Origin of the sequence: Clostridium saudiense (assembly GCF_000577815.1) — a bacterium.
Lineage (GTDB): Bacteria > Bacillota > Clostridia > Clostridiales > Clostridiaceae > Clostridium > Clostridium saudiense.
Genome location: NZ_CBYM010000009.1, coordinates 1 through 20,445 on the forward strand (window position 1 = coordinate 1; position 20,445 = coordinate 20,445).

General features: G+C 29.2%; 20 protein-coding genes. 2 read left to right on the forward strand and 18 right to left on the reverse strand.

Annotation, left to right across the window (positions count from 1 at the left end; all coding sequences use genetic code 11):
- Nucleotides 1-26 precede the first annotated feature (26 nt).
- The 14 genes from TY07_RS06290 to pta all read right to left on the reverse strand — a co-directional run bounded on the left by TY07_RS06290 (nt 27) and on the right by pta (nt 13,840).
- Nucleotides 27-266: a KH domain-containing protein gene (locus TY07_RS06290; protein WP_042397158.1), complete on the reverse strand. Its 240-nt coding sequence runs from the start codon at nt 264-266 to the stop codon at nt 27-29.
- Between the two features lie 49 nt (nt 267-315).
- Nucleotides 316-561 carry a 30S ribosomal protein S16 gene (gene rpsP / locus TY07_RS06295; protein WP_042396852.1) on the reverse strand — a complete coding sequence of 82 codons (246 nt, stop codon included), beginning with the start codon at nt 559-561 and terminating at the stop codon, nt 316-318.
- A 38-nt stretch (nt 562-599) separates the two neighbouring features.
- Nucleotides 600-1,949, reverse strand: coding sequence for a signal recognition particle protein (gene ffh / locus TY07_RS06300; protein ID WP_042396856.1), 1,350 nt, complete (start codon nt 1,947-1,949; stop codon nt 600-602).
- 16 nt (nt 1,950-1,965) lie between these two features.
- The gene (locus TY07_RS06305; RefSeq protein ID WP_042396859.1) at nt 1,966-2,295 is read right to left on the reverse strand and encodes a putative DNA-binding protein; all 330 of its coding nucleotides are present in this window, start codon (nt 2,293-2,295) and stop codon (nt 1,966-1,968) included.
- 308 nt (nt 2,296-2,603) lie between these two features.
- Nucleotides 2,604-3,518, reverse strand: a complete 915-nt coding sequence (ftsY, locus tag TY07_RS06310; protein ID WP_042396862.1) for a signal recognition particle-docking protein FtsY — start codon at nt 3,516-3,518, stop codon at nt 2,604-2,606.
- Between the two features lie 14 nt (nt 3,519-3,532).
- Entirely contained in the window at nt 3,533-7,090 is a 3,558-nt protein-coding gene (gene smc, locus TY07_RS06315) for a chromosome segregation protein SMC (protein WP_042396865.1), read from the reverse strand.
- A gap of 383 nt (nt 7,091-7,473) precedes the next feature.
- Nucleotides 7,474-8,502, reverse strand: a complete 1,029-nt coding sequence (locus tag TY07_RS06320) for an elongator complex protein 3 (RefSeq protein WP_042396868.1) — start codon at nt 8,500-8,502, stop codon at nt 7,474-7,476.
- Nucleotides 8,495-9,193: a ribonuclease III gene (gene rnc / locus TY07_RS06325; protein ID WP_042396872.1), complete on the reverse strand. Its 699-nt coding sequence runs from the start codon at nt 9,191-9,193 to the stop codon at nt 8,495-8,497. Before rnc ends, TY07_RS06320 begins: the two co-directional genes overlap by 8 nt.
- Nucleotides 9,194-9,319: 126 nt before the next feature.
- Nucleotides 9,320-9,550 carry an acyl carrier protein gene (gene acpP, locus TY07_RS06330; RefSeq protein ID WP_042396875.1) on the reverse strand — a complete coding sequence of 77 codons (231 nt, stop codon included), beginning with the start codon at nt 9,548-9,550 and terminating at the stop codon, nt 9,320-9,322.
- 135 nt (nt 9,551-9,685) lie between these two features.
- Nucleotides 9,686-10,687 (reverse strand): phosphate acyltransferase PlsX, encoded by a 1,002-nt coding sequence (plsX, locus tag TY07_RS06335; protein ID WP_042396879.1) that lies wholly within the window; start codon nt 10,685-10,687, stop codon nt 9,686-9,688.
- 56 nt (nt 10,688-10,743) lie between these two features.
- Nucleotides 10,744-10,929, reverse strand: a complete 186-nt coding sequence (rpmF, locus tag TY07_RS06340) for a 50S ribosomal protein L32 (protein WP_005213472.1) — start codon at nt 10,927-10,929, stop codon at nt 10,744-10,746.
- Nucleotides 10,930-10,941: 12 nt separating this feature from the next.
- The gene (locus tag TY07_RS06345) at nt 10,942-11,439 is read right to left on the reverse strand and encodes a YceD family protein (protein WP_042396884.1); all 498 of its coding nucleotides are present in this window, start codon (nt 11,437-11,439) and stop codon (nt 10,942-10,944) included.
- A 159-nt stretch (nt 11,440-11,598) separates the two neighbouring features.
- Nucleotides 11,599-12,798 carry an acetate kinase gene (locus TY07_RS06350; protein ID WP_042396886.1) on the reverse strand — a complete coding sequence of 400 codons (1,200 nt, stop codon included), beginning with the start codon at nt 12,796-12,798 and terminating at the stop codon, nt 11,599-11,601.
- A 34-nt stretch (nt 12,799-12,832) separates the two neighbouring features.
- Complete coding sequence (pta, locus tag TY07_RS06355) at nt 12,833-13,840, reverse strand: phosphate acetyltransferase (protein ID WP_042396889.1); 1,008 nt, start codon at nt 13,838-13,840, stop codon at nt 12,833-12,835.
- A gap of 230 nt (nt 13,841-14,070) precedes the next feature.
- Between pta and TY07_RS06360 the strand changes: the two genes are divergently transcribed.
- Nucleotides 14,071-15,276 (forward strand): nucleotidyltransferase, encoded by a 1,206-nt coding sequence (locus tag TY07_RS06360; protein WP_042396893.1) that lies wholly within the window; start codon nt 14,071-14,073, stop codon nt 15,274-15,276.
- Nucleotides 15,277-15,324: 48 nt separating this feature from the next.
- A complete protein-coding gene (gene ylbJ, locus TY07_RS06365) occupies nt 15,325-16,497 on the forward strand; it encodes a sporulation integral membrane protein YlbJ (protein ID WP_042396896.1) in 1,173 nt (390 codons plus the stop codon).
- Here ylbJ and TY07_RS06370 read toward each other — a convergent pair.
- The 4 genes from TY07_RS06370 to recG all read right to left on the reverse strand — a co-directional run bounded on the left by TY07_RS06370 (nt 16,483) and on the right by recG (nt 20,327).
- Nucleotides 16,483-17,019 carry an ATPase gene (locus TY07_RS06370; RefSeq protein WP_042396899.1) on the reverse strand — a complete coding sequence of 179 codons (537 nt, stop codon included), beginning with the start codon at nt 17,017-17,019 and terminating at the stop codon, nt 16,483-16,485. The genes ylbJ and TY07_RS06370 overlap by 15 nt on opposite strands.
- Before the next feature lie 18 nt (nt 17,020-17,037).
- The gene (coaD, locus tag TY07_RS06375) at nt 17,038-17,517 is read right to left on the reverse strand and encodes a pantetheine-phosphate adenylyltransferase (RefSeq protein ID WP_042396902.1); all 480 of its coding nucleotides are present in this window, start codon (nt 17,515-17,517) and stop codon (nt 17,038-17,040) included.
- A 15-nt stretch (nt 17,518-17,532) separates the two neighbouring features.
- Complete coding sequence (gene rsmD / locus TY07_RS06380) at nt 17,533-18,084, reverse strand: 16S rRNA (guanine(966)-N(2))-methyltransferase RsmD (protein ID WP_042396904.1); 552 nt, start codon at nt 18,082-18,084, stop codon at nt 17,533-17,535.
- A gap of 212 nt (nt 18,085-18,296) precedes the next feature.
- Nucleotides 18,297-20,327 carry an ATP-dependent DNA helicase RecG gene (gene recG / locus TY07_RS06385; protein ID WP_042396907.1) on the reverse strand — a complete coding sequence of 677 codons (2,031 nt, stop codon included), beginning with the start codon at nt 20,325-20,327 and terminating at the stop codon, nt 18,297-18,299.
- Nucleotides 20,328-20,445 lie beyond the last annotated feature (118 nt).

The following is a 20,445-nucleotide window of genomic DNA, read 5'->3' on the forward strand; positions in this document are numbered from 1 at the left end:
ATAATAAAAAAAGAGTTAGGAAAATCCTAACTCTTTACATCGATAATTTCAACTACTGCTTTTCGATCTTCGTTTAGTGCTGCGGCTTTTACTACGGTTCTAATAGCTTTCGCTACTCTACCTTGTTTACCGATTACCTTACCCATATCTTCAGGAGCAACCCTTAATTCAAGAATTAAGTCTTGCTCTCCTTGAACTTCATTTACACGAACTTCATCAGGATTATCCACTAGGGATTTAGCAATTATTTCAACTAAATCTTTCATAAGAGTCTGCAAATACATTATGTACTATGCAGAGTTCACCTCCCAAAAATTACTTGTTAAGACCTACTGTGTTGAATAATCTCTTAACTACATCTGTAGGTTGTGCACCATTGTTGATCCACTTTGTAGCTTTTTCTTCATCGATTTTGATTTCTGCAGGTTCTGTTATTGGATTGTAGTACCCGATTTCTTCGATGAATCTACCATCTCTTGGGCTTCTTGAATCAGCAACAACAACTCTGTAGAAAGGAGCTTTCTTAGCACCCATTCTTCTTAATCTGATTTTTACTGCCATTAATTTCACCTCCTTCAAAGGGTTATATATATAAACTCTTAAAAAGGTAATTTACCAAATAGACCTTTCTTGGACTTTTTAGTCAATGACTTCATTTGCTTCATTTGCTTTCTCATCATTTCGTGTCCTTTTATGAGTTTGTTAACTTCTTGTAATGATGTACCAGACCCCATAGCTATTCTCTTCTTTCTTGAAGAAGATCCTACTATAAGTTTTGGGTTTCTTCTTTCCTTTGGAGTCATTGAATGTATTATTGCTTTTACTCTAGCTAATTGCTTTTCACCAGCATCAAAGTCAATTTCCTTCATTTCCTTAGGAACCCCTGGTATCATCTCCATGATTTTACTCAATGATCCTAATTTTTTCATCTGCTCCATAGCAGTTAAATAGTCATCATAAGTAAAGTCATTTTCCATCATTTTTTGACCTAACTCTTTAGCTTCTTTTTCATCAATAGCTTCTTGAGCCTTTTCGATTAATGAAAGTACATCACCCATACCTAATATTCTATTAGCCATTCTATCTGGATGGAATACTTCAAAATCGTTCATCTTTTCCCCAACACCAATAAATTTAATTGGTTTTTGAGTCATATGTCTAATTGATAAAGCAGCTCCACCTCTTGTATCTCCATCAAGCTTTGTTAATATAACTCCTGAGATATCAAGTGCTTCGTTAAAGGTTTCTGCAACATTCACAGCATCTTGCCCTGTCATTGAGTCAACAACAAGTAAGATTTCTGAAGGATTAACTTCAGCCTTTACATCTTTAAGTTCAGTCATCAGCTCTTCATCTATATGAAGTCTACCAGCTGTATCTATAATTACAACATTATTTCCGTTTTCCCTACCGTATTTTATACCTTCTTTGGCAATTTGTACAGGGCTAATTTTATCACCCATTTGGAAAACTGGAATGTCAATTTGCTTTCCTACTACCTCTAATTGTTTAATAGCTGCTGGTCTATATATATCACATGCAACTAAAAGAGGTTTCTTGTTCTTGTCTTTTCTTAATTGTAGTGCAAGTTTACCAGCCATTGTGGTTTTACCCGCTCCTTGTAGCCCAACTAACATAATAACAGTTGGTCCTACACTTGAGAAGTTAATTTTACTTTCACTACCACCCATAAGATCTGTAAGTTCATCATTAACAATCTTGATGACTTGCTGAGCAGGTGTTAAGCTTTCTAAAACTTCACTACCTACACATTTTTCACTAACATTTTTAACAAAAGTTTTTACAACTTTAAAGTTAACATCAGCTTCTAATAATGCAAGTTTTACTTCTCTCATGGCTTCTTTTATATCTTTTTCACTTAATTTACCTTTGCCTCTAAGTTTCTTAAACGTTTCTTGTAACTTATCAGCTAAACCTTCAAAAGCCATGGTAACCCTCCTATGCCTATAAATTTTCTAGTGCTTCTTTATAACTCGTATAATCTTCATTTGATAAAGAATATTTCTCATTAATTTTTTCTAATAAATTAATAATTTTCTTTTCTTTTTCAAAAGACTTTTGTAGTAAATTTAATTTACTTTCATAGGCTAGAAATTGTTTATAGCATCTTTTTATAAGGTCATGAATCGCTTGGCGACTCGTGTTGTTTAATTCAGCAATCTCAGCTAATGATAAATCCTCATTGTAATATAGCTCCATGATACCTTTTTGCTTTTCCGTAAGTAATGGACCATAAAAATCCATTAATAAGGAAATCTCAACTCTATCTTCCATGCATATCACCTTACCCACATATGAGATTCTAACAGAATAATAATTAGGTGTCAAGTATTTTTACTTAACACTTAATTATTTTTTTTAAATCTCAATATAAAGTGCTAAACTACTGCTATTCCTATGATTTTATACCTATTGGTATCTATAGTTATTTTAATTAGTAAAATAATTTTTAGCAACAAATTTTTTTAGTTAATAGTTTTGAGTTTATAGTTAATAGTTAGGATTAAAACTTCTTTAAGAAGTTTTATATATTTTATAAATTTAGCACCAGCTAAATTTAACCCTTAACTCTTAACTTTTAACTAAAATAGTGCTTCTACAAAGCTTTCTGGATCGAAAACTTGTAAATCATCAATACCCTCTCCTACACCTATATACTTAACAGGTATGTTTAAAGTATTTTTAATTGAAATTACAACTCCACCTTTAGCTGTTCCATCAAGTTTAGTTAATATTATTCCATCTATCGGACAAACATCCATAAATTGCTTAGCTTGAATTACAGCATTTTGACCTGTTGTTCCATCTAAAACTAATAAAGTTTGCTTATGAGCGCCAGATAACTCTCTATCTATTACTCTATTAATTTTACCTAACTCATCCATTAAGTTCTTCTTGTTGTGTAATCTACCTGCTGTATCACAAATTAGCAAATCAACACCTCTTGATTTAGAAGCATTAATAGCATCAAATACTACAGCTGCAGGATCTGATCCTTCTTCATGCTTAACTATATCAACTTTTGCTCTTTCACTCCAAACAACTAATTGATCAATAGCTCCAGCTCTAAAAGTATCTGCTGCTGCAAGTAAAACTTTTTTCCCTTCAGCTTTATTCATTGCCGCAAGTTTACCTATACTAGTAGTTTTACCAACACCATTTACACCTATTACCAAAATTACTTCTTTTCCAGTAATACTTTCTTCACTTTCTTCATTATTATCCTTCATCATATCAGCTATTACACTCTTTAATGCAGGTCTAACTAATTCAACATCATTAATTTTTTCTTTTCTTATTTTATCTTTTAATCTATCGATAATTTCCATAGTAGTATCCATACCTATATCAGCCATTATAAGTATTTCTTCTAATTCCTCATATAAATCATCATCAATAGTTACAGCTAAATTTAAAGCTTCATTTATTTTATCTGTTAACGCATTTCTTGTTTTAGTTAATCCATTTTTAAGATTGTTAAATAATTTTCCAAACATAATCTTAACTCCTCCTAATTATTAGATAAGTCTACTGATACTACTTTTGATATTCCCTTTTCTTCCATAGTTATACCATACATTACATCACTAGCTTCCATTGTTCCTTTTCTATGTGTTATTACTATAAATTGAATATTTTCAGAAAATGCTTTTAAGAATTCTGCATATCTATAAACATTTGCATCGTCTAAAGCAGCCTCTATTTCATCAAGAATACAGAATGGCGTAGGTTTCATTTTCAATATTGCAAATAATAATGCAATTGCAGAAAGAACCTTTTCTCCCCCTGACATTAAATTAATGTTTTGAAGCTTCTTCCCTGGTGGTTCAACATTAATAATTATATTAGAATTTAATATATCATCTCCACCTAAAATAAGCTCTGCACTACCACCTTTAAATAATTCTCTAAAAGTTTCTCCAAAGTTTTCGTTTAAAATCTTAAAGTTTTCTTTGAATAACTCCTGCATTTGGATTGTCATTTCTTCAATAACCCCAATAAGCTCTTCTTTAGCCTTTTGTAAATCTAATTCTTGAGATGACATAAATTCATATTTTTCACAAACTTCATCATATTCAACAATTGCTGATAAATTTACAGTTCCTAAAGAAGCTATCTTTGATTTAAGTATTGAAATTTCTTCTTTTAAATCATTAACACTTTCAACTTCTATAGCAATTTCTTTTGCTTCTGCAAGAGTTAAATTTAATTCTGTATTCAATCTATTATATAATGACTCCTGTTCGCTTTCTATTCTAGCAAATTGTATTGCCCTTTTATTAAGCTCACCTTCATCTATCCTTATAGCTTCAATTATTTCATTAGTAGAACTTTCTTTAACTTTATATTCATCTTTAATTTTGACTTTTAAAATTTCATCTTCCTTAAAAATATTTTCAAGTTCTATTACTCTTACTTCAATTTCCTTTAATACATTTTTCTTATTATTAACATCTTCACCTAAAGCTTTTATATTGTCTTTGTTATTAGCTATACCTACTAATAATTGCTTCATTTTTACTTCTTTTTCTCTTATCTCTAAATTTTTAGATGATAATTGCATTCTTTGACCTTGAAGACTTTCTTCTAATGTAGCACTATTAACCTTTAAATTAACTAATAATTCCTTTTGTCTTTCTCTTTCTTTAGTATTATTAACTAATTCCTCTTCTATAACTTTTAATCTTTCTTTACGTTCTTCTCTTTTTGCATCTAATTTATTTAACTCTTCTTTCTTAATTTCAAGTTTTTCAATTAAATACTTAATATTACGTTTATTTTCTTCTATATCTTTTTTTGCTTTTTCTATACCTTTACTTAGCTTATCTCCATCATTAACAAGCGCTTTTATATCTCCATCTAAAACTGTTAATTCGATGTTTTTACTGTGTATTTCTTCTCTTTTATTTAATATTTCCTCGTCTAACTCTTTAATAGTACGTTTTATTTCATTAAACACATTAACTTCATTATTATAAGTTTCTTTTAACTTTAAAATATTTGAAGCAAGCTCTTCAATTTCTCTTTTTCTACCAAGAAGATTTGCATTCTTCCCCTGAATACTTCCTCCAGTTAGTGCTCCCCCTGGATTAATTACCTCACCAGTTAAAGTTACAATCTTATAATTATGTCTTCCTATTTTAGAAATATTAAGAGCACAATCCATATCTTCAGCAATAATAGTTCTACCTAAGTTGTAGTCAATTACACCTTTATATTTTACATCATACTTTAAAATATCTGATGCAATCCCTAAGTATCCTTTAGCTTTTTGAATTTCTACAGGTACATCTAATCTTTTCCCCTTAATTATATTAAGTGGCAAGAATGTAGCTCTTCCAAGACCTCTTGATTTTAAATAAGATATTAAATTTTTCGCATCATTTTCAGTAACCGTAATAACATTAGAAATTGATCCACCTAATGCAATTTCAATAGCTGTTTCATATTGCTTTTCTACTTCAAAAACTTCTCCAAGAACCTTAATATCTTTTATTCCTTGTACTCGCCCTTTTTCAATATGATCCATTAAATTCTTAACAGTCCTATTATATCCCTCATAATGCTTTTCTAAATTAGATAAAGTTGTATGAGTTGCTTCTGATTCATTTATTTTCTTAGATAACATCTTTAGCTTATTATCTTTATTATTTAAATTAGAATGCGTCTTAGATAATTCTTTTCTTATAGAAACTACTTCCTCTTCAATACTTGAAATATCATCTCTTGTATTTTTAAGCTTTTGCTTAAATTCTTCAATAGTTCCTACATTTATAGCTAAATTACCTTCTAAAGTTACTATAGAACTTTCTAAAGACTCTTCAATTTCATTTTTATCTTTAATATCTTTTTCTAATAATTGAATACTATTATTAATATTCGAATTCTTAGAAATAATTTCATACTCATTATTTTTAAGAGTTGATAACTCTCTTTGTGTTTTATCTATTTTTATAGTAATTTCATTAATTAAAGATTCTATCTCTCTTATTTCAGTAGTTTTATCTTTATTTTCCTGAGCCTTAGCATTTAAACTTTCTTCTAACTCTCTTTTTTCAATATATAATCTATCTAAAGAATCTTTAAGTCCTTTTATTTCATTTTCTTCTTTTTCAATTAATGAAGTAAAATTATTAATTCTTTCATTAAAAAGTTCAATATCTCTATTATGATTAGAATGTTCTTCTTTTTTATTATAATATTCTTCTTTTTCTAACTTATTTTTTCTCTCTAAGCCTTCGACTTTTTCTTGTAGTTTATCAAGTTCTTCTTTAAATCTTCTAAGTTCTTCCCTCTTTTTATCTACAACTTCTTGTCTCTTTTCTATTTCAGAACTTAATCCTTCAATATCTATAGATACTTTATCAATATAGTTTACTAAAACAGAAACCTCTTTAACGTTTAACTGCTCAGCCAACTCTTTATATTTTAGAGCCTTCTCTTTTTCAACTCTTAATGGCTCTAGTCTTTCTTCATATGTAGCAATAATATCTCTAATTCTAACAAGATTATTATCTGTATTATCAAGCCTTTTTTCTGCTTCTTCTTTTCTAGACTTATATTTTACAATTCCTGCTGCCTCTTCAAGAAGAGCTCTTCTCTCTTCTGGTTTACCACTTAATATAGCATCTATTTTACCTTGTCCAATTATAGAATATCCCTCTTTACCTATTCCTGTGTCCATAAATAATTCAGTAATATCCTTTAATCTACATTTTTGATTATTAATTAAATATTCTGTTTCACCTGATCTAAATATTCTTCTTGTAACAGTTACCTCATTATATTCAGTTGCTAATTCACCATCTGAATTATCTAATGTAAGAGATACTTGTGCAAGTCCTAGAGGTTTTCTAAATTGAGTCCCAGAGAAAATTACATCTTCCATCTTCCCCCCTCTAAGACTCTTAACACTTTGCTCTCCTAAAACCCATCTTACAGAGTCAGATACGTTACTCTTACCGCTACCATTAGGTCCAACTACTGCTGTTACACCTTTTTTAAACCTTAGCTCTGTTTTATCTGCAAAAGATTTAAATCCACGTATCTCAAGCGACCTTAAAAACATAAATACACTCCTTATCTAATTTAGAAAATTGCTGGTACTAACCCAAGTATAAATGCAATTAGCATAAACACTGTAATAACATAAAGCATTTTTTGTCTTGTCTTTGCCTTCATAAATAACACACTCCATTCTTCCTTTAGTTTATATTAAAGCTAAAGAAATATCAATAAAGCAATGACAAGATTCAAAAGGTGTAAATAAAGATTGCTTAATTCCTTATTTTGTACCCCTTGCCCTTGTCATATAAGTCAAATTTATCTCATGGCTAGCTATCTGTAACACTCTCACTTCTTTAGTATAGAGATAACAACTGGCACAGCCCTAAATATGAAATTTTAATCTTAATGAGAAATTAAAACTCTATCTTAAGCTTAAAATTCAGTTTATATTTTAAATTCTTCTACTTTTTCAATAACAGTTAATTTTAGCCTACCCTTTTTTATTTTATTATTTGTATGTACATATGTCTTGCTATTTCTGCTATTTAAAAATTTATTAAAATAATACTTTCTATTAGTATATAATTTACTAATATCTTTTTCATTTATTTCTATAATTATATCTTTTTCTTGTGGCGCTTTTTCCTTTAGACTTTCACAAATTAAATACCCTTCAACAAGTTCCCTAAATGCAGGGTGGAAAGGACCATCAACTATATCTTTTCCTGTAGTAATAGTATCTGTTGGCTGAAGGCCAATTCTTATTACTTTTACTTTAGCTTCATTATATAATTTTAACATTTCTGCTGAAATATATACAGCTTCATCTAATGAATAAGGCTTATAATCTCCTCTATTATACATATCTTCCATTGGAGTATCCTTAATGACTAATGATGGATATATTCTACAAATATCTGGCTTCATTGCTATAGATTTTTTAGCACTTTCAATATCTATTTCAAAATTATCACCTGGTAATCCTGGCATTATTTGATGCCCTAAAGTGAACCCAGCTTCCTTTATTAATTTTGATGCTTTTTCAACATGCTCTACAGAATGACCTCTTCCTGATTTTCTTAATACTTCATCATTTAAGGATTGCACTCCTAACTCAATTATATCTACACAGTATTCCTTTAAATAACTTAAAATATATGGAGATATGGCATCTGGTCTTGTAGATAACCTTATTTTGTTAATTAACCCTTTTTGTTTATATTCCCTAGCTACTTCTAGCAATTCTTTTTGTTTAGCCACACTAATAGCTGTAAATGTTCCACCAAAGAATGATACTTCTACTGTAGCACCTTTGTTAATTGTGCTTAAATACTCTTCAATTGTATTTCTTACATCTTCAGCAAATACTTCTTCATATTTCCCTGCAATTCTATCTTGATTACAAAAAACACATTGATGAGGACATCCTTGATGTGAAATAAAAATAGGAATTATATAATAATTCTTACTCATTTTTTTCCTCCAAAATTTCTAATGCTGCCTTTGCTGCATTTTGTTCAGATTCTTTTTTACTATATCCTTCTCCACATGTTAATTCTTTATTATCAATAATTAGTTTTGTGTAGAATTTTCTTCTATGTGGTGGTCCTTCAAACTTAATAAGCTCATAAACTATCGATATTTCACCATTTTTTTGAAGATATTCTTGCAATCTAGTCTTATAATCTAAAATAATATCATTATTTATCGCTTTTTTAATTATTTCTTCAAATCTACCTATAATATAATCCTTAGTAAATTCTAATCCCTTATCTAAGTATATAGCTGCAATTAAAGCTTCAACTGCATCGGCAATTAATGAAACTCTTTCACGCCCTCCTGTTAACTCTTCACCTTTACTCATTCTTAAAAGATATCCTAAATTAAGAGATTTACCTATTTCATATAATGAATTTTCACAAACAATCAAACTACGAATTTTTGTTAATTCACCTTCGCTTTTATCTTTATAATTTAAAAATAAGTATTCAGTTATGCATACTTGAAGAATAGCATCTCCTAAAAATTCAAATCTTTCATTATACTCTTCATCTCTATGCTGATTTGCATAAGATGAATGTGTTAAAGCCGTAAGCAATAATTTAGGTTCATTAAATTTAATCCCTATTATTTCTTCCGCTTCTTTCTGATAGAAATTATTCATTTTTTACACTCCTTCAAGTTTATTCTTCAACTTGCTTACAAAAACAAATTCAAGAATAAACTATTTGATAAATTTTACTTAAAGTAATTTATAACATAAAATCCCGCAAATTCTGCGGGATCTTATTTATTCCTCAACATGTGACTTTACATATTTAACTACATCGCCAACAGTTACAAAACCTTCAGCATCTTCGTCTGGTATTTCCATATCTAACTCATCTTCTAAAGCCATTATTAACTCAACGATATCTAAAGAATCTGCATTTAAGTCTTCTAAAAATGATGAATCCATAGTAATTTCATCTTCACTAATGCTTAACTTATCAGCAATGATTTCTCTAACTTTCTCAAACATTCTTTCACCTCCTAAACACACCCATTTAGATAATATTATATATTTTTAATACAGTCAATATGCATTACTTATATTTATTATGAAAATAAATTTAAAGATTATAAATTTCTAAATACATAATATTAAATAAACTTTTTATGCTTTTAATTCTAATTCAACTTTAATTTTATCTAACACTTTATTATCATAAAATTGTTTACTTTGTCTTATAGCATTTTTAAAGGCCTTCCCATCTGAACTTCCATGTGCTTTAATGCATATACCATCAACACCTAAGAAAGGAGCCCCTCCATATTCCTTATAATCAAATCTTTTCTTTATATCTTTAAAAACAGGTTTCAATAAAAGTGCACCAATTTTTGCAGTTATCCCTGAAGATAACATACCGTCCTTAACAATATTTAATACTGTTGATGCCGTACCCTCATACATCTTTAATATAGTATTCCCTGCAAAGCCATCACAAACAAGTACATTTGTATCCCCTAAAGTAACATCTCTAGGCTCAACATTACCAATAAAATTAAGAGTTTCTTCATTCTTTAATAATTGGTATGTATTCTTTGTTAAATCATTTCCTTTTTCTTCTTCTGCTCCAATATTAACTAATCCAATGCTAGGATTCTCACCATTTAGCACACCTTTATAATATTCTTTTCCCATATGTGCAAATTGAACTAAATATTCCGGTTTACAATCTACATTTGCTCCAGCATCAACAATCATAAATGGTGCATTCTTTCCTGGCATAATAGGTGCTAAGGCTGGTCTTTTAACCCCCTTAATTCTTCCAACTATAAAATTACAGCCAGCTAAAAAAGCTCCAGTGCTTCCTGCAGATAATACTGCATCACACTTTTTCTCTTTAACAAGACTTAAAGCTTTACAAAGACTTGAATCTTTTTTCTTTCGTATAGCCATAACTGGATGCTCATTAGTACTTATAACTTCTTTAGCATCAACTATGTTAATTTTGTCACCATTGTAACCTTCCTTTGCTAACTGCTCCTTAATAACCTCTTCTGGGCCTGTAATATAAAATTCCAAATCGTTATATTCATTTAAAGCTTGAATAACACCATTAATAACTGCTTGTGGTGCATTATCTCCACCCATACCGTCTATAGCAATTCTCATTTCTTTCACCCCTTATTTCTTTATATACAAAGAAAAGAAAGTCAAATGACTTTCTTTTATTCTTCAGTTGAAGCAACTACTTCTTTACCTTTGTAGAATCCACAGTTCTTACAAACTCTGTGAGCCATCTTCATTTCGTGGCATTGTGGACATTCAACTATTCCTGGTAAGCTTAACTTAAAAGTTTGAGCTCTTCTAGAATCTCTCTTTGCTCTATATGTCTTTCTAGCTGGATTTCCCATTATTACACCTCCTTATTCCCCAAACAACTCTCTAAGCTTTGCAAGCCTAACATCTACATCATAATCTAAACAACTACAATTTTCAACATTTTTATTCGCACCGCATACAGAACATAGTCCTTTACAGTCCTCTTTGCAAAGTCTTTTGATAGGTAAGGTTGAAATAATACAATTTTCAATAATTTCGGTAATATCAATTGTATCACCATCTACAAACATTATTCCATCATCTTCAAGATCTGGATCGTTTGTAAACCTTTCTTCTATATCAATATCTATTGGATAGATAAAGGTATCTAAGCATCTCGAACAATTTAACTTTAGTTTTGTTTTTATCGAAGCCTCTATTAATATAACATCTTTTTCAGATATTGCAACCCCTTTAACATCAACTTTTTCAATTGCTCTAATTTCTTCTCCTTCGAATTCAAAAGGTTCTAACTCGAATGATAAAGATATTTCTTTTTTCCTATTTTTTTTAGACAATAAATCTGAAAAATTAATAATCATATCTTATGCTCTGGAAGATTTCCTCATACCTTTAAAGGTATATTATACTTTATGTATAGCTCGAGCCAAGCGATTTTTCACTCCTCGCCAAAATTTACTGAATTCAAACACAATTTATTATATAAAGCTAAGACATAAAAGTCAAGCTTATTTACATAATTACTTTTGTATTAATTCTAAAGTGTCTCTTGCAATCATTAATTCTTCGTTTGTAGGTATAACAAATGCTTTAACTTTGCATCCTGGTTTTGATATTTCTCTTACCTTACCTCTAACATTGTTAGCTTCTCTATCTACTTCTACTCCTAAGAATTCTAATCCCTTTAAGCACTCTTCTCTAGTTTCTGGACCATTTTCTCCAACACCAGCAGTAAATACTATAGCATCAACTCCGCCCATAATTGCAGCATAAGATCCTATTGTAGCTCTTACTTTATATTCAAATACTTTAAGTGCTAATATAGCTCTTGGATCTTTATCTTTGAATGCTCCATCTTCAATATCTCTGAAATCTGAGCTTATTCCTGAAATTCCAAGAACACCTGATTTTTTGTTCATTAAATCATTTACTTCATCAGCTGATAAACCTTCTTCTTTCATTAAGAAAGTAACTATTGCTGGATCAATGTTACCACATCTAGTTCCCATAGCAACTCCTTCAAGTGGTGTGAATCCCATTGAAGTATCTACAGAAACACCATTTTTAACAGCACATACACTTGCACCGTTTCCTAAATGACAAGTGATTATTTTTAAATCTTTAATATCTCTTCCCATAACTTCTGCTACTTTTTGAGAAACATATTTATGAGAAGTACCGTGGAATCCATATTTTCTTATTCCATGTTTTTGATATAATTCATATGGTAAAGCATAAATGTATGCTTCTTCTGGCATAGTTCCATGGAAAGCAGTATCAAATACAGCTACCATTGGTGTATTTGGCATTAATTCTTCACAAGCATTAATTCCTATCATATTAGCTGGGTTGTGAAGTGGTGCTAATTTAAAGCATTCTTCTATGTATGCCTTAACTTCATCGTTTATTACAACTGATTGATTGTATTTTTCACCACCGTGAACAACTCTATGTCCTACTGCTGAGATTTCATCCATAGATGAAATAACTCCATTTTTCTCATCAACTAAAGCTTCTAAAACTAGCTTTATTGCATCCTTATGATCTGCCATTGGTTGTTTTATAATGTATTTATCTCTACCTTCAACCTTTTGAGTTAAAACAGAGCCTTCAATTCCTATTCTCTCAACTAATCCTTGAGCTAATGATTCTTCTGTCGACATATCGATTAATTGATATTTAAGTGAAGAACTTCCACAGTTTATAACTAATACTTTCATTTTTGAACACCTCTTAAAACTATTTAATTTTTGTCTATTTTGTATTTTGAGCTTGTGCTTGAACTGCTGTTAAAACAACAACATTAACGATATCTTCTGAGTTACATCCTCTAGATAAGTCATTAATTGGCTTTGCAAATCCTTGACACATTGGTCCTATAGCTTCAGCTCCTGCAAATCTTTGAACAAGCTTATATCCAATATTTCCTGATTGTAAATCTGGGAATATTAATACATTTGCCTTACCTGCAACTTTACTATTTGGAGCCTTTTGAGCTGCAACACTTTCAACTATAGCTGCATCTAATTGAAGCTCACCATCAATTAATAAATCAGGTCTTAACTCTTTTGCAAGTTCTGTTGCCTTTCTAACCTTGTCAACCATTTCATGGTCTGCACTTCCCATAGTTGAGAATGATAACATAGCAACTCTTGGTTCAACCTTACAAAGGTTACGTGCTGTATCAGCTGTTGCAATTGCAATTGCAGCTAATTGTTCATAATTAGGATTTGGATTAACAGCACAGTCAGAGAATAATAACATTCCATTTTCTCCATACTTAGATCCTGGTACCATCATAATAAAGAAACTTGATACTACTGAAACCCCTGGTGCAGTTTTTATAATTTGTAAACCTGGTCTTAATAAATCACCTGTTGTATGAACAGCACCTGAAACCATTCCATCAGCATCATCTAACTTTACCATCATTGTTCCAAAGTATAATGGATCTCTAACGATTTTATCTGCTTTTTCTATAGTCATACCTTTATTTTTTCTTGACTCATAAAATGCATTTATATAATCTTGTAGTCTATCTGATTTTTCAGGATTTATAATTTCAACTCCTGTTAAATCAACTCCAAGCTCTTTAGCCTTTTGTAATATTTTTTCTTCGTTACCGATTAAGATTGGAAATGCTAAACCTAATTTGTGGATTTTTTCTGTTGCAACAATTGTTCTTTCCTCATCACCTTCAGGTAAAACAATTCTTTGCTTATTTTCTTTAGCAGCGTTCCATAATTTATCCATAAGTTCCATATCTAATTTCCCCTTTCGAATTTATACGGTCTCATCAACAATACTAATATACTCCCATGTATGCATATATTTCAATACCTAAATTGCGCAAAAAATTAATTCTTTATATTATAAATTTTCTGAATTTTATACACGTTTAAATCTTATATAATATTTATATTATATAAAACCTTTCACTTTTCCTCCTCTATGCTATAATATTTTTATATTTCCCAAAAAGGAGTTAAAATATGAATATAACAGGAATAATTACTGAATATAATCCATTTCATAATGGTCATAAATTCCATTTAGAAGAAGCAAAGAAACAAACAAACTGTGATGGTGTAATATGCATTATGAGTGGAAACTTTGTACAAAGAGGCGGCCCTGCCATAGTAGACAAGTGGCAAAGAACTGAAATGGCTTTAAATAATGGAGTTGATTTAATAATAGAACTTCCAACTTTTTATGCTGTCTCTTCTGCAGAATTTTTTGCAAAAGGTGCTGTTTCAATATTAAACTCTTTAGGAGTAGTTGATAATATTTTCTTTGGCTCCGAGTGCGGGGACAGCAAAAAACTATTAGAAATTGCTAAGGTCCTTGTAAGCGAAGATTCTGATTTTCAAAATTTATTGAAAAGAAATTTATCATTAGGTCTTACTTTTGCAAAATCTCGAGAAAAAAGCTTAATAGAATATTTAAATGATGAAGATATAAATAATATCGTCACTTCATCAAATAACATTTTAGGTATTGAATATATAAAAGCTATTTTAAAACTAGGAAGTTCCATTAATCCTGTAACCTTAAGGCGTGAAGGTTCAAATTATAACGATAAAGAGATATCTACTTCTTTCTCTTCTGCAACTTCAATTAGAGAAGTTTTAAAATCTTCATCCCCTATTGAAAATATTAAAAATTTGATTCCATTAGAGTCTTATGAAATTTTTAGTAAATTGCAAGAAGAGAATTATGATTTTATCTTCGATGAAGAAATGTTCAAGTATATTAAGTACAAAATCCAAACTAACTGTATAAATTTTAACAATCTTTATGAAATAACAGAAGGTTTAGAAAATAAAATAATTAAAGAAATATCTTCATCTAATTCATACGATGAATTTATATTAAAAATAAAAAGCAAAAGATATACATATAGTAAGATTTCAAGATTACTTACACACATATATCTAGGACTTGATAATGATTGTTTTAAAAATATAGAAGATACTAACAACTTATATGCTAGAGTTTTAGGCTTCAATAAAAAAGGAAGAGAAATTCTTTCATTAATTAAAAGTAATTCTTCTATTCCTTTAATAACTAAAGTACCAAGATTTTCAGATAATCCATTATTAAAATTTGATTTACAAGCAACAGCTGCTTATTCAATATTAAATAATAAAGTTAATCCTTATAATGATTATCTTAAAAGTCCTATAATAAAATATTAATATTACAATATATACAGCATATAAATACTATAGATGGGAGGGATGACCATGTATAGTATTATTTTTTTACTAATAATCATATTTTTACTACTGTTACTTTTATTCAAATTATTAAAAGTTAACAAAAATTATTTTATGTGTATCTTAATTACAGTATTTATTTTTTTATTTGTTTCTAATCTTCAAAGTTGTATTGACGCTGCCTTAGTAGGGGTAAATCTAGTAGTTAAGACTATAGTTCCAACAATTTTTCCTTTTTCAGTTATATGTAATTTACTAATTTCCTATGACGGTGTCAGTCTATATTCTAAAATTCTAGGACCTTTGTTTTGCAAACCATTAAAACTTTCAAAATCATCATCTTTTCCAATAGTAGCAAGTATATTAAGTGGTTACCCCCTTGGTTGCAAATATTGTTGCGATCTTTACTCTTTAGGTTACATAGACAGAAAAGAATTTGAAAGATTATTAAATATTGCAAGTAATGCAAGCCCTATGTTTTTAATAGGATCTATCGGAGCCACAATGCTCGGAGATATAAAATTAGGATTTATTTTACTTATAGGTAATTATTTAGCTCCAATGATTGTAGGTATTTTAACAATTAAACAAAGTAAAAATCTATCAAATATGAAGGAAGTTCCAGCAAATACATCCAATATTAATTTTGGAACTGCATTAAAATCTGCACTTGATAATGGTGTAAATACAACTTTACAAGTTGGCTCTTTTGTAGTTTTATTTTCTATAATTATAAGCATAATAAAAAATAATGCTTATATAAGCATTATTTTTAGTAATATAGAAAATTTTTTAAATCTTCCTCAGTATTCACTTTATGGTATATTTTTAGGTAGTGTAGAATTTACAAATGGTTGTAAACTTATAACTACATTACCTTTAACAATCCCCTTTAAGTTATCTATAATTAGCTTTATTTGTTCTTTTTCCGGATTATCAGTAATAGCTCAAATAAGCTCATTTGTATCAAAATACAATGTATCTTTAGCAAAATATAGCTTTTATAAATTGATTCAAGGAATAATTAGCTTCTTTATTACATTTGTAATAAGCAGTGTATTTACACTTAAATACACTGCTTATACATCAACATTTATTCCTGATAACTACAATATTACAATAATAATTTACTTATTTATATTACTATCACTGATATGTACTTTAATTATTGCAATATCAAAGAAATTACATCGTTCTTAATTCTGCTATATTTTCTTTAATTATAGTGCCTGTTTGTGTTAAGTTATCATCTATATCCTTTGCCACTTTTTCAAATGAATCTTGCATAGATTTTATTAATGCAACTTTTTGCTTTTCAATTTCTGCATCTAATTGTGTTAATATTTCATTTGAATATTCTCTAGATCCTATTCTAATAGCTTTAGCATCTCTTTGTGCTAAAGCTATTATTTCATTAGCTCTTAACTTTGCTTCTCTTACAATATCATGACTTTCAACATTTTGCTTCATGATTTCAATTGTTTCTTTTTTTACACTATCATATTCTTTTTGCGCATCAGCAAGAATTCTATCCTTCTCACTAACAATCCATTGCGCCTTTTTAAATTGATCTGGAAGACAATTCATGATTTGTTCAATTACTTCATTAAATTCCTTTTTATCAATTATTGTTTTACCTGTAATAGGCATTTTCGCGGAATTTTCCACCATATCTTGTAGGTATTCTAACAATTCATATACACTCGAATCCATATTCTCCAAAAATATTCCCCCTAACTTCTATCCCTTAATTTTCTTAACAACATCTTCAACTATTTCATCTGGAACTAATCCATTAATTTTGCCACCAAACTTTGCAACCTGCTTTACTGATGATGAACTTAAAAATGAATTCGCAGCAGCTGTAGTCATAAACAATGTTTCAATCTCACAATCTAACTGGTTATTCATAAGCGCCATTTGAAATTCATATTCAAAATCTGTTACAGCCCTTAATCCTTTAAGTATAACCTTTGCATCATATTTTCTTGCTAAGTCTACTAAAAGCCCATTAAAACTAACAACCTCTACATTAGGTAAATGTGATGTTACTCTTTTTATTAATTCTACCCTCTCTTCAATAGAAAACAATCCTACCTTGTCGATATTAACCAATACACCAACTATAAGTTTATCAAAAACTTTAGACCCTCTTGTAATAATATCTAAATGCCCATTAGTAATAGGATCAAAACTTCCCGGATAAATTGCTACTCTCATATTCTTCTCCCTAAGTTAATTAATTTTATAATAACAAACTGTTGTATTACCATATTTCTTAGATTTGTATAACTTTATGCTACCATAACCTTCATATATTTCTTCTATAGAATCTATTTTAGTAACTATAATACCATCTTCATTTAACATTTTATTTTCTTCTATAATTTTCATTGCCTCAGGAATCATCTCTTTACAATAAGGTGGATCTATAAAAATAACATCCATTACCTTTCCTTTTTTAGCTAAATCCCTTAACACATCATACGAATCCTTATTTAAAGGAAAACAAAAATCACTAAATTTTAAATTATCAACATTTTCTTTTAATAATGGAAATGTTACAGCACTCTTATCTACTAAATATACTTCTTTAGCACCTCTACTTGCTGCTTCTAAACCCAAGCTACCAGTTCCAGCAAATACATCAATTACTATCGCATCTAATAAATGATTTTGTATAGTACTAAACATAGCTTCTTTAACTCTATCTAAAGTCGGCCTAGTTTCCATAGTTGCTGGAGGTATTAACTTACGTCCTCTTGCTTTTCCTGCTATAATTCTCATTTAATTTCCTCCTTTGTCATTAACATAATAATTCTAACATATAATTAATTTATTAACAATTTTTTTATTAATGGAAATTCACTCTTTACTTTTGCTCATAGGAGTAAGTTCACCTAACCAAATTAAAATTTGGAGCTAATTTATATGAAACTCTTCCTCCTTTCAGTCGGATGAGTAAGTTCACCTAACCAAATTAAAATTTGGAGGTTCACTTAATTAAAACAGATATATTTACTCCATCTTTCTAATGAATTTTTAACTTCGTTACAGAACTTTACCTTTTCTGGTTCATCTGAATCAAGTAATAACCTTGCTTCGCTTTTAGCACATTTTAATATATTTAAATCATCATATATATTAGCTAAAATAAATTCTTCATCTCCACTTTGCCTTCTACCAAACATTTCACCTGAACCTCTTAACTTTAAGTCCTCTTCTGATATATAAAAACCATCAGTTGAAGTCGTCATTATTTCCATTCTCTTTTTGGTATTTTCACTTTTTGCTTTTGCAATTAAAAAACAATAGGATTCATAGCTACCTCTACCAACTCTTCCTCTCAATTGATGTAATTGTGCAAGACCAAATCTTTCAGCATTTTCAATTATCATTACAGATGCATTAGGTACATTAACTCCAACTTCAATAACCGTTGTTGAAATAATAGCTTTTGTTTCATTATTTTTAAATCTTCCTATTATCTCATCCTTTTCTTTTGGCTTCATTTTTCCATGAAGAATTTCTATTGGTATACCCCTAAACATACCATCACTTAATTCATTATAAAGTTTTTCTACAGAATTTAATTTCATATCTTCATCTTCTTCAATTAGTGGACATACTATGTAAACCTGTCTACCCTTCTCTATTTCATCCAAAGCTAAATCATAAGCGGAATTTCTTTCATTTTCATTAAAAAATCTTGTATCTATAGGTTTTCTTCCAGGTGGAAGCTGATCTATAGCAGAAATATCTAAATCCGAATAAACATATAAAGCTAAAGTTCTTGGAATTGGTGTAGCTGTCATTACCATTACATCAGGTCTTCTACCCTTATTAATCAATCTGCTTCTTTGCTCAACCCCAAATCTATGTTGTTCATCCGTAATTACCATTCCTAAATTTTTAAAATCAACATCTTCTTGTATTAATGCATGAGTACCAATTACAATAAGCGGCTCATCCGTTGTAATAAGTTCCTTAATACGTCTTTTTTCTTTCATTGATGTACTTCCAGTTAATAATTCTATATGTATATTAAATGGTTCTAATAATTTCTTCGCCTCTAAATAATGCTGATTTGCTAATATTTCTGTTGGCACCATTAATGTAGCTTGATATCCGTTTTTAACTACATTAAACATTGCAATTAATGCAACTACTGTTTTTCCACTACCAACATCCCCTTGAACTAATCTATTCATCGGCCAGGGACTTTTTTGATCTCTTAATATTTCTCGCACAACCCTTGTTTGTGCATCTGTTAAACTATAGGGAAGTGCAGCTTTTAAATCTCTTAATTCATCAACTAATTGAAATGTAATTCCATTCTTAGTCCTAAGATTCTTTTTTAACATTAAAAGTTTCATTGAATAAGTAAATAGCTCTTGAAATTTCAATCTGTTTATTGCTAATTCAAGTTCCCTTCTCCCTTTAGGAAAATGTATATTTTTAATAGCAAAATCTAAATTAGTCATTTTATATTTATCTAATAGATATTTAGGTAAGTTATCCCTAATTGTTATTTGTTCCAAACAATTCCCTATAAGCTTAATTAAAATCTTATCGCTTAAATCACCTTTTAAACTATATTTAGGTACTATTTCGTTTTCCTTTGCCATTTTAACTCCAATAATAGGGTTAATAACTTCTAATCTATTAGTTACCTTTTTGAACTTTCCCATTAAATCATAACTTTGACCTATTTTAAAAGTATTTTTTATAAATCCCTGATTAAACCATTTCCCCAAAACTAAATGTCCTAAATAATTAAATCTAATAGTTGTTAAAGTTTTTCCTGTTTTAGTTCTAACATCTCTATCTATTCCAACACAAACACAAGATAAAACTTGCTTATCTTCTTCATCAATTTCGTTAAAAGGAATATTACTTCTTAAAAATTCATAATCCCTAGGAAAATACAAAAGTAAATCTAACACAGAAAAAATTCCACATTTATTTAATTTTTCTAAAAGCTTTGGTCCAACTCCCTTTAAACATTTTACATCTTGTGATATATCCATAAAACTTCTCCTAATCTGTAAAATTACAAATATATTTTACGAAACTGTAATATAATAATAATAATAATAATAATACAATTTCTTATAAAATCTTAAATATAATTTTATAATAGTATAA

Excerpts from the sequence above, each read along its gene's own strand:
- ftsY (WP_042396862.1), bottom strand. The coding sequence starts at position 3,518 with ATGTTTGGAAAATTATTTAACAATCTTAAAAATGGATTAACTAAAACA.
- coaD (WP_042396902.1), bottom strand. The coding sequence starts at position 17,517 with ATGAGAGTAGCAATTTATCCGGGAAGTTTTGATCCTATTACTAATGGG.
- rpmF (WP_005213472.1), bottom strand. The coding sequence starts at position 10,929 with ATGGGAAATCCAGCTAGAAAGACATATAGAGCAAAGAGAGATTCTAGA.
- TY07_RS06320 (WP_042396868.1), bottom strand. The coding sequence starts at position 8,502 with ATGAGTAAGAATTATTATATAATTCCTATTTTTATTTCACATCAAGGA.
- rpsP (WP_042396852.1), bottom strand. The coding sequence starts at position 561 with ATGGCAGTAAAAATCAGATTAAGAAGAATGGGTGCTAAGAAAGCTCCT.
- TY07_RS06350 (WP_042396886.1), bottom strand. The coding sequence starts at position 12,798 with ATGAAAGTATTAGTTATAAACTGTGGAAGTTCTTCACTTAAATATCAA.
- recG (WP_042396907.1), bottom strand. The coding sequence starts at position 20,327 with ATGGATATATCACAAGATGTAAAATGTTTAAAGGGAGTTGGACCAAAG.
- ylbJ (WP_042396896.1), top strand. The coding sequence starts at position 15,325 with ATGTATAGTATTATTTTTTTACTAATAATCATATTTTTACTACTGTTA.
- TY07_RS06305 (WP_042396859.1), bottom strand. The coding sequence starts at position 2,295 with ATGGAAGATAGAGTTGAGATTTCCTTATTAATGGATTTTTATGGTCCA.
- TY07_RS06345 (WP_042396884.1), bottom strand. The coding sequence starts at position 11,439 with ATGATTATTAATTTTTCAGATTTATTGTCTAAAAAAAATAGGAAAAAA.
- pta (WP_042396889.1), bottom strand. The coding sequence starts at position 13,840 with ATGGAACTTATGGATAAATTATGGAACGCTGCTAAAGAAAATAAGCAA.
- ffh (WP_042396856.1), bottom strand. The coding sequence starts at position 1,949 with ATGGCTTTTGAAGGTTTAGCTGATAAGTTACAAGAAACGTTTAAGAAA.
- rnc (WP_042396872.1), bottom strand. The coding sequence starts at position 9,193 with ATGAATAATTTCTATCAGAAAGAAGCGGAAGAAATAATAGGGATTAAA.
- rsmD (WP_042396904.1), bottom strand. The coding sequence starts at position 18,084 with ATGAGAATTATAGCAGGAAAAGCAAGAGGACGTAAGTTAATACCTCCA.
- TY07_RS06360 (WP_042396893.1), top strand. The coding sequence starts at position 14,071 with ATGAATATAACAGGAATAATTACTGAATATAATCCATTTCATAATGGT.
- smc (WP_042396865.1), bottom strand. The coding sequence starts at position 7,090 with ATGTTTTTAAGGTCGCTTGAGATACGTGGATTTAAATCTTTTGCAGAT.
- acpP (WP_042396875.1), bottom strand. The coding sequence starts at position 9,550 with ATGTTTGAGAAAGTTAGAGAAATCATTGCTGATAAGTTAAGCATTAGT.
- TY07_RS06290 (WP_042397158.1), bottom strand. The coding sequence starts at position 266 with ATGAAAGATTTAGTTGAAATAATTGCTAAATCCCTAGTGGATAATCCT.
- plsX (WP_042396879.1), bottom strand. The coding sequence starts at position 10,687 with ATGAGAATTGCTATAGACGGTATGGGTGGAGATAATGCACCACAAGCA.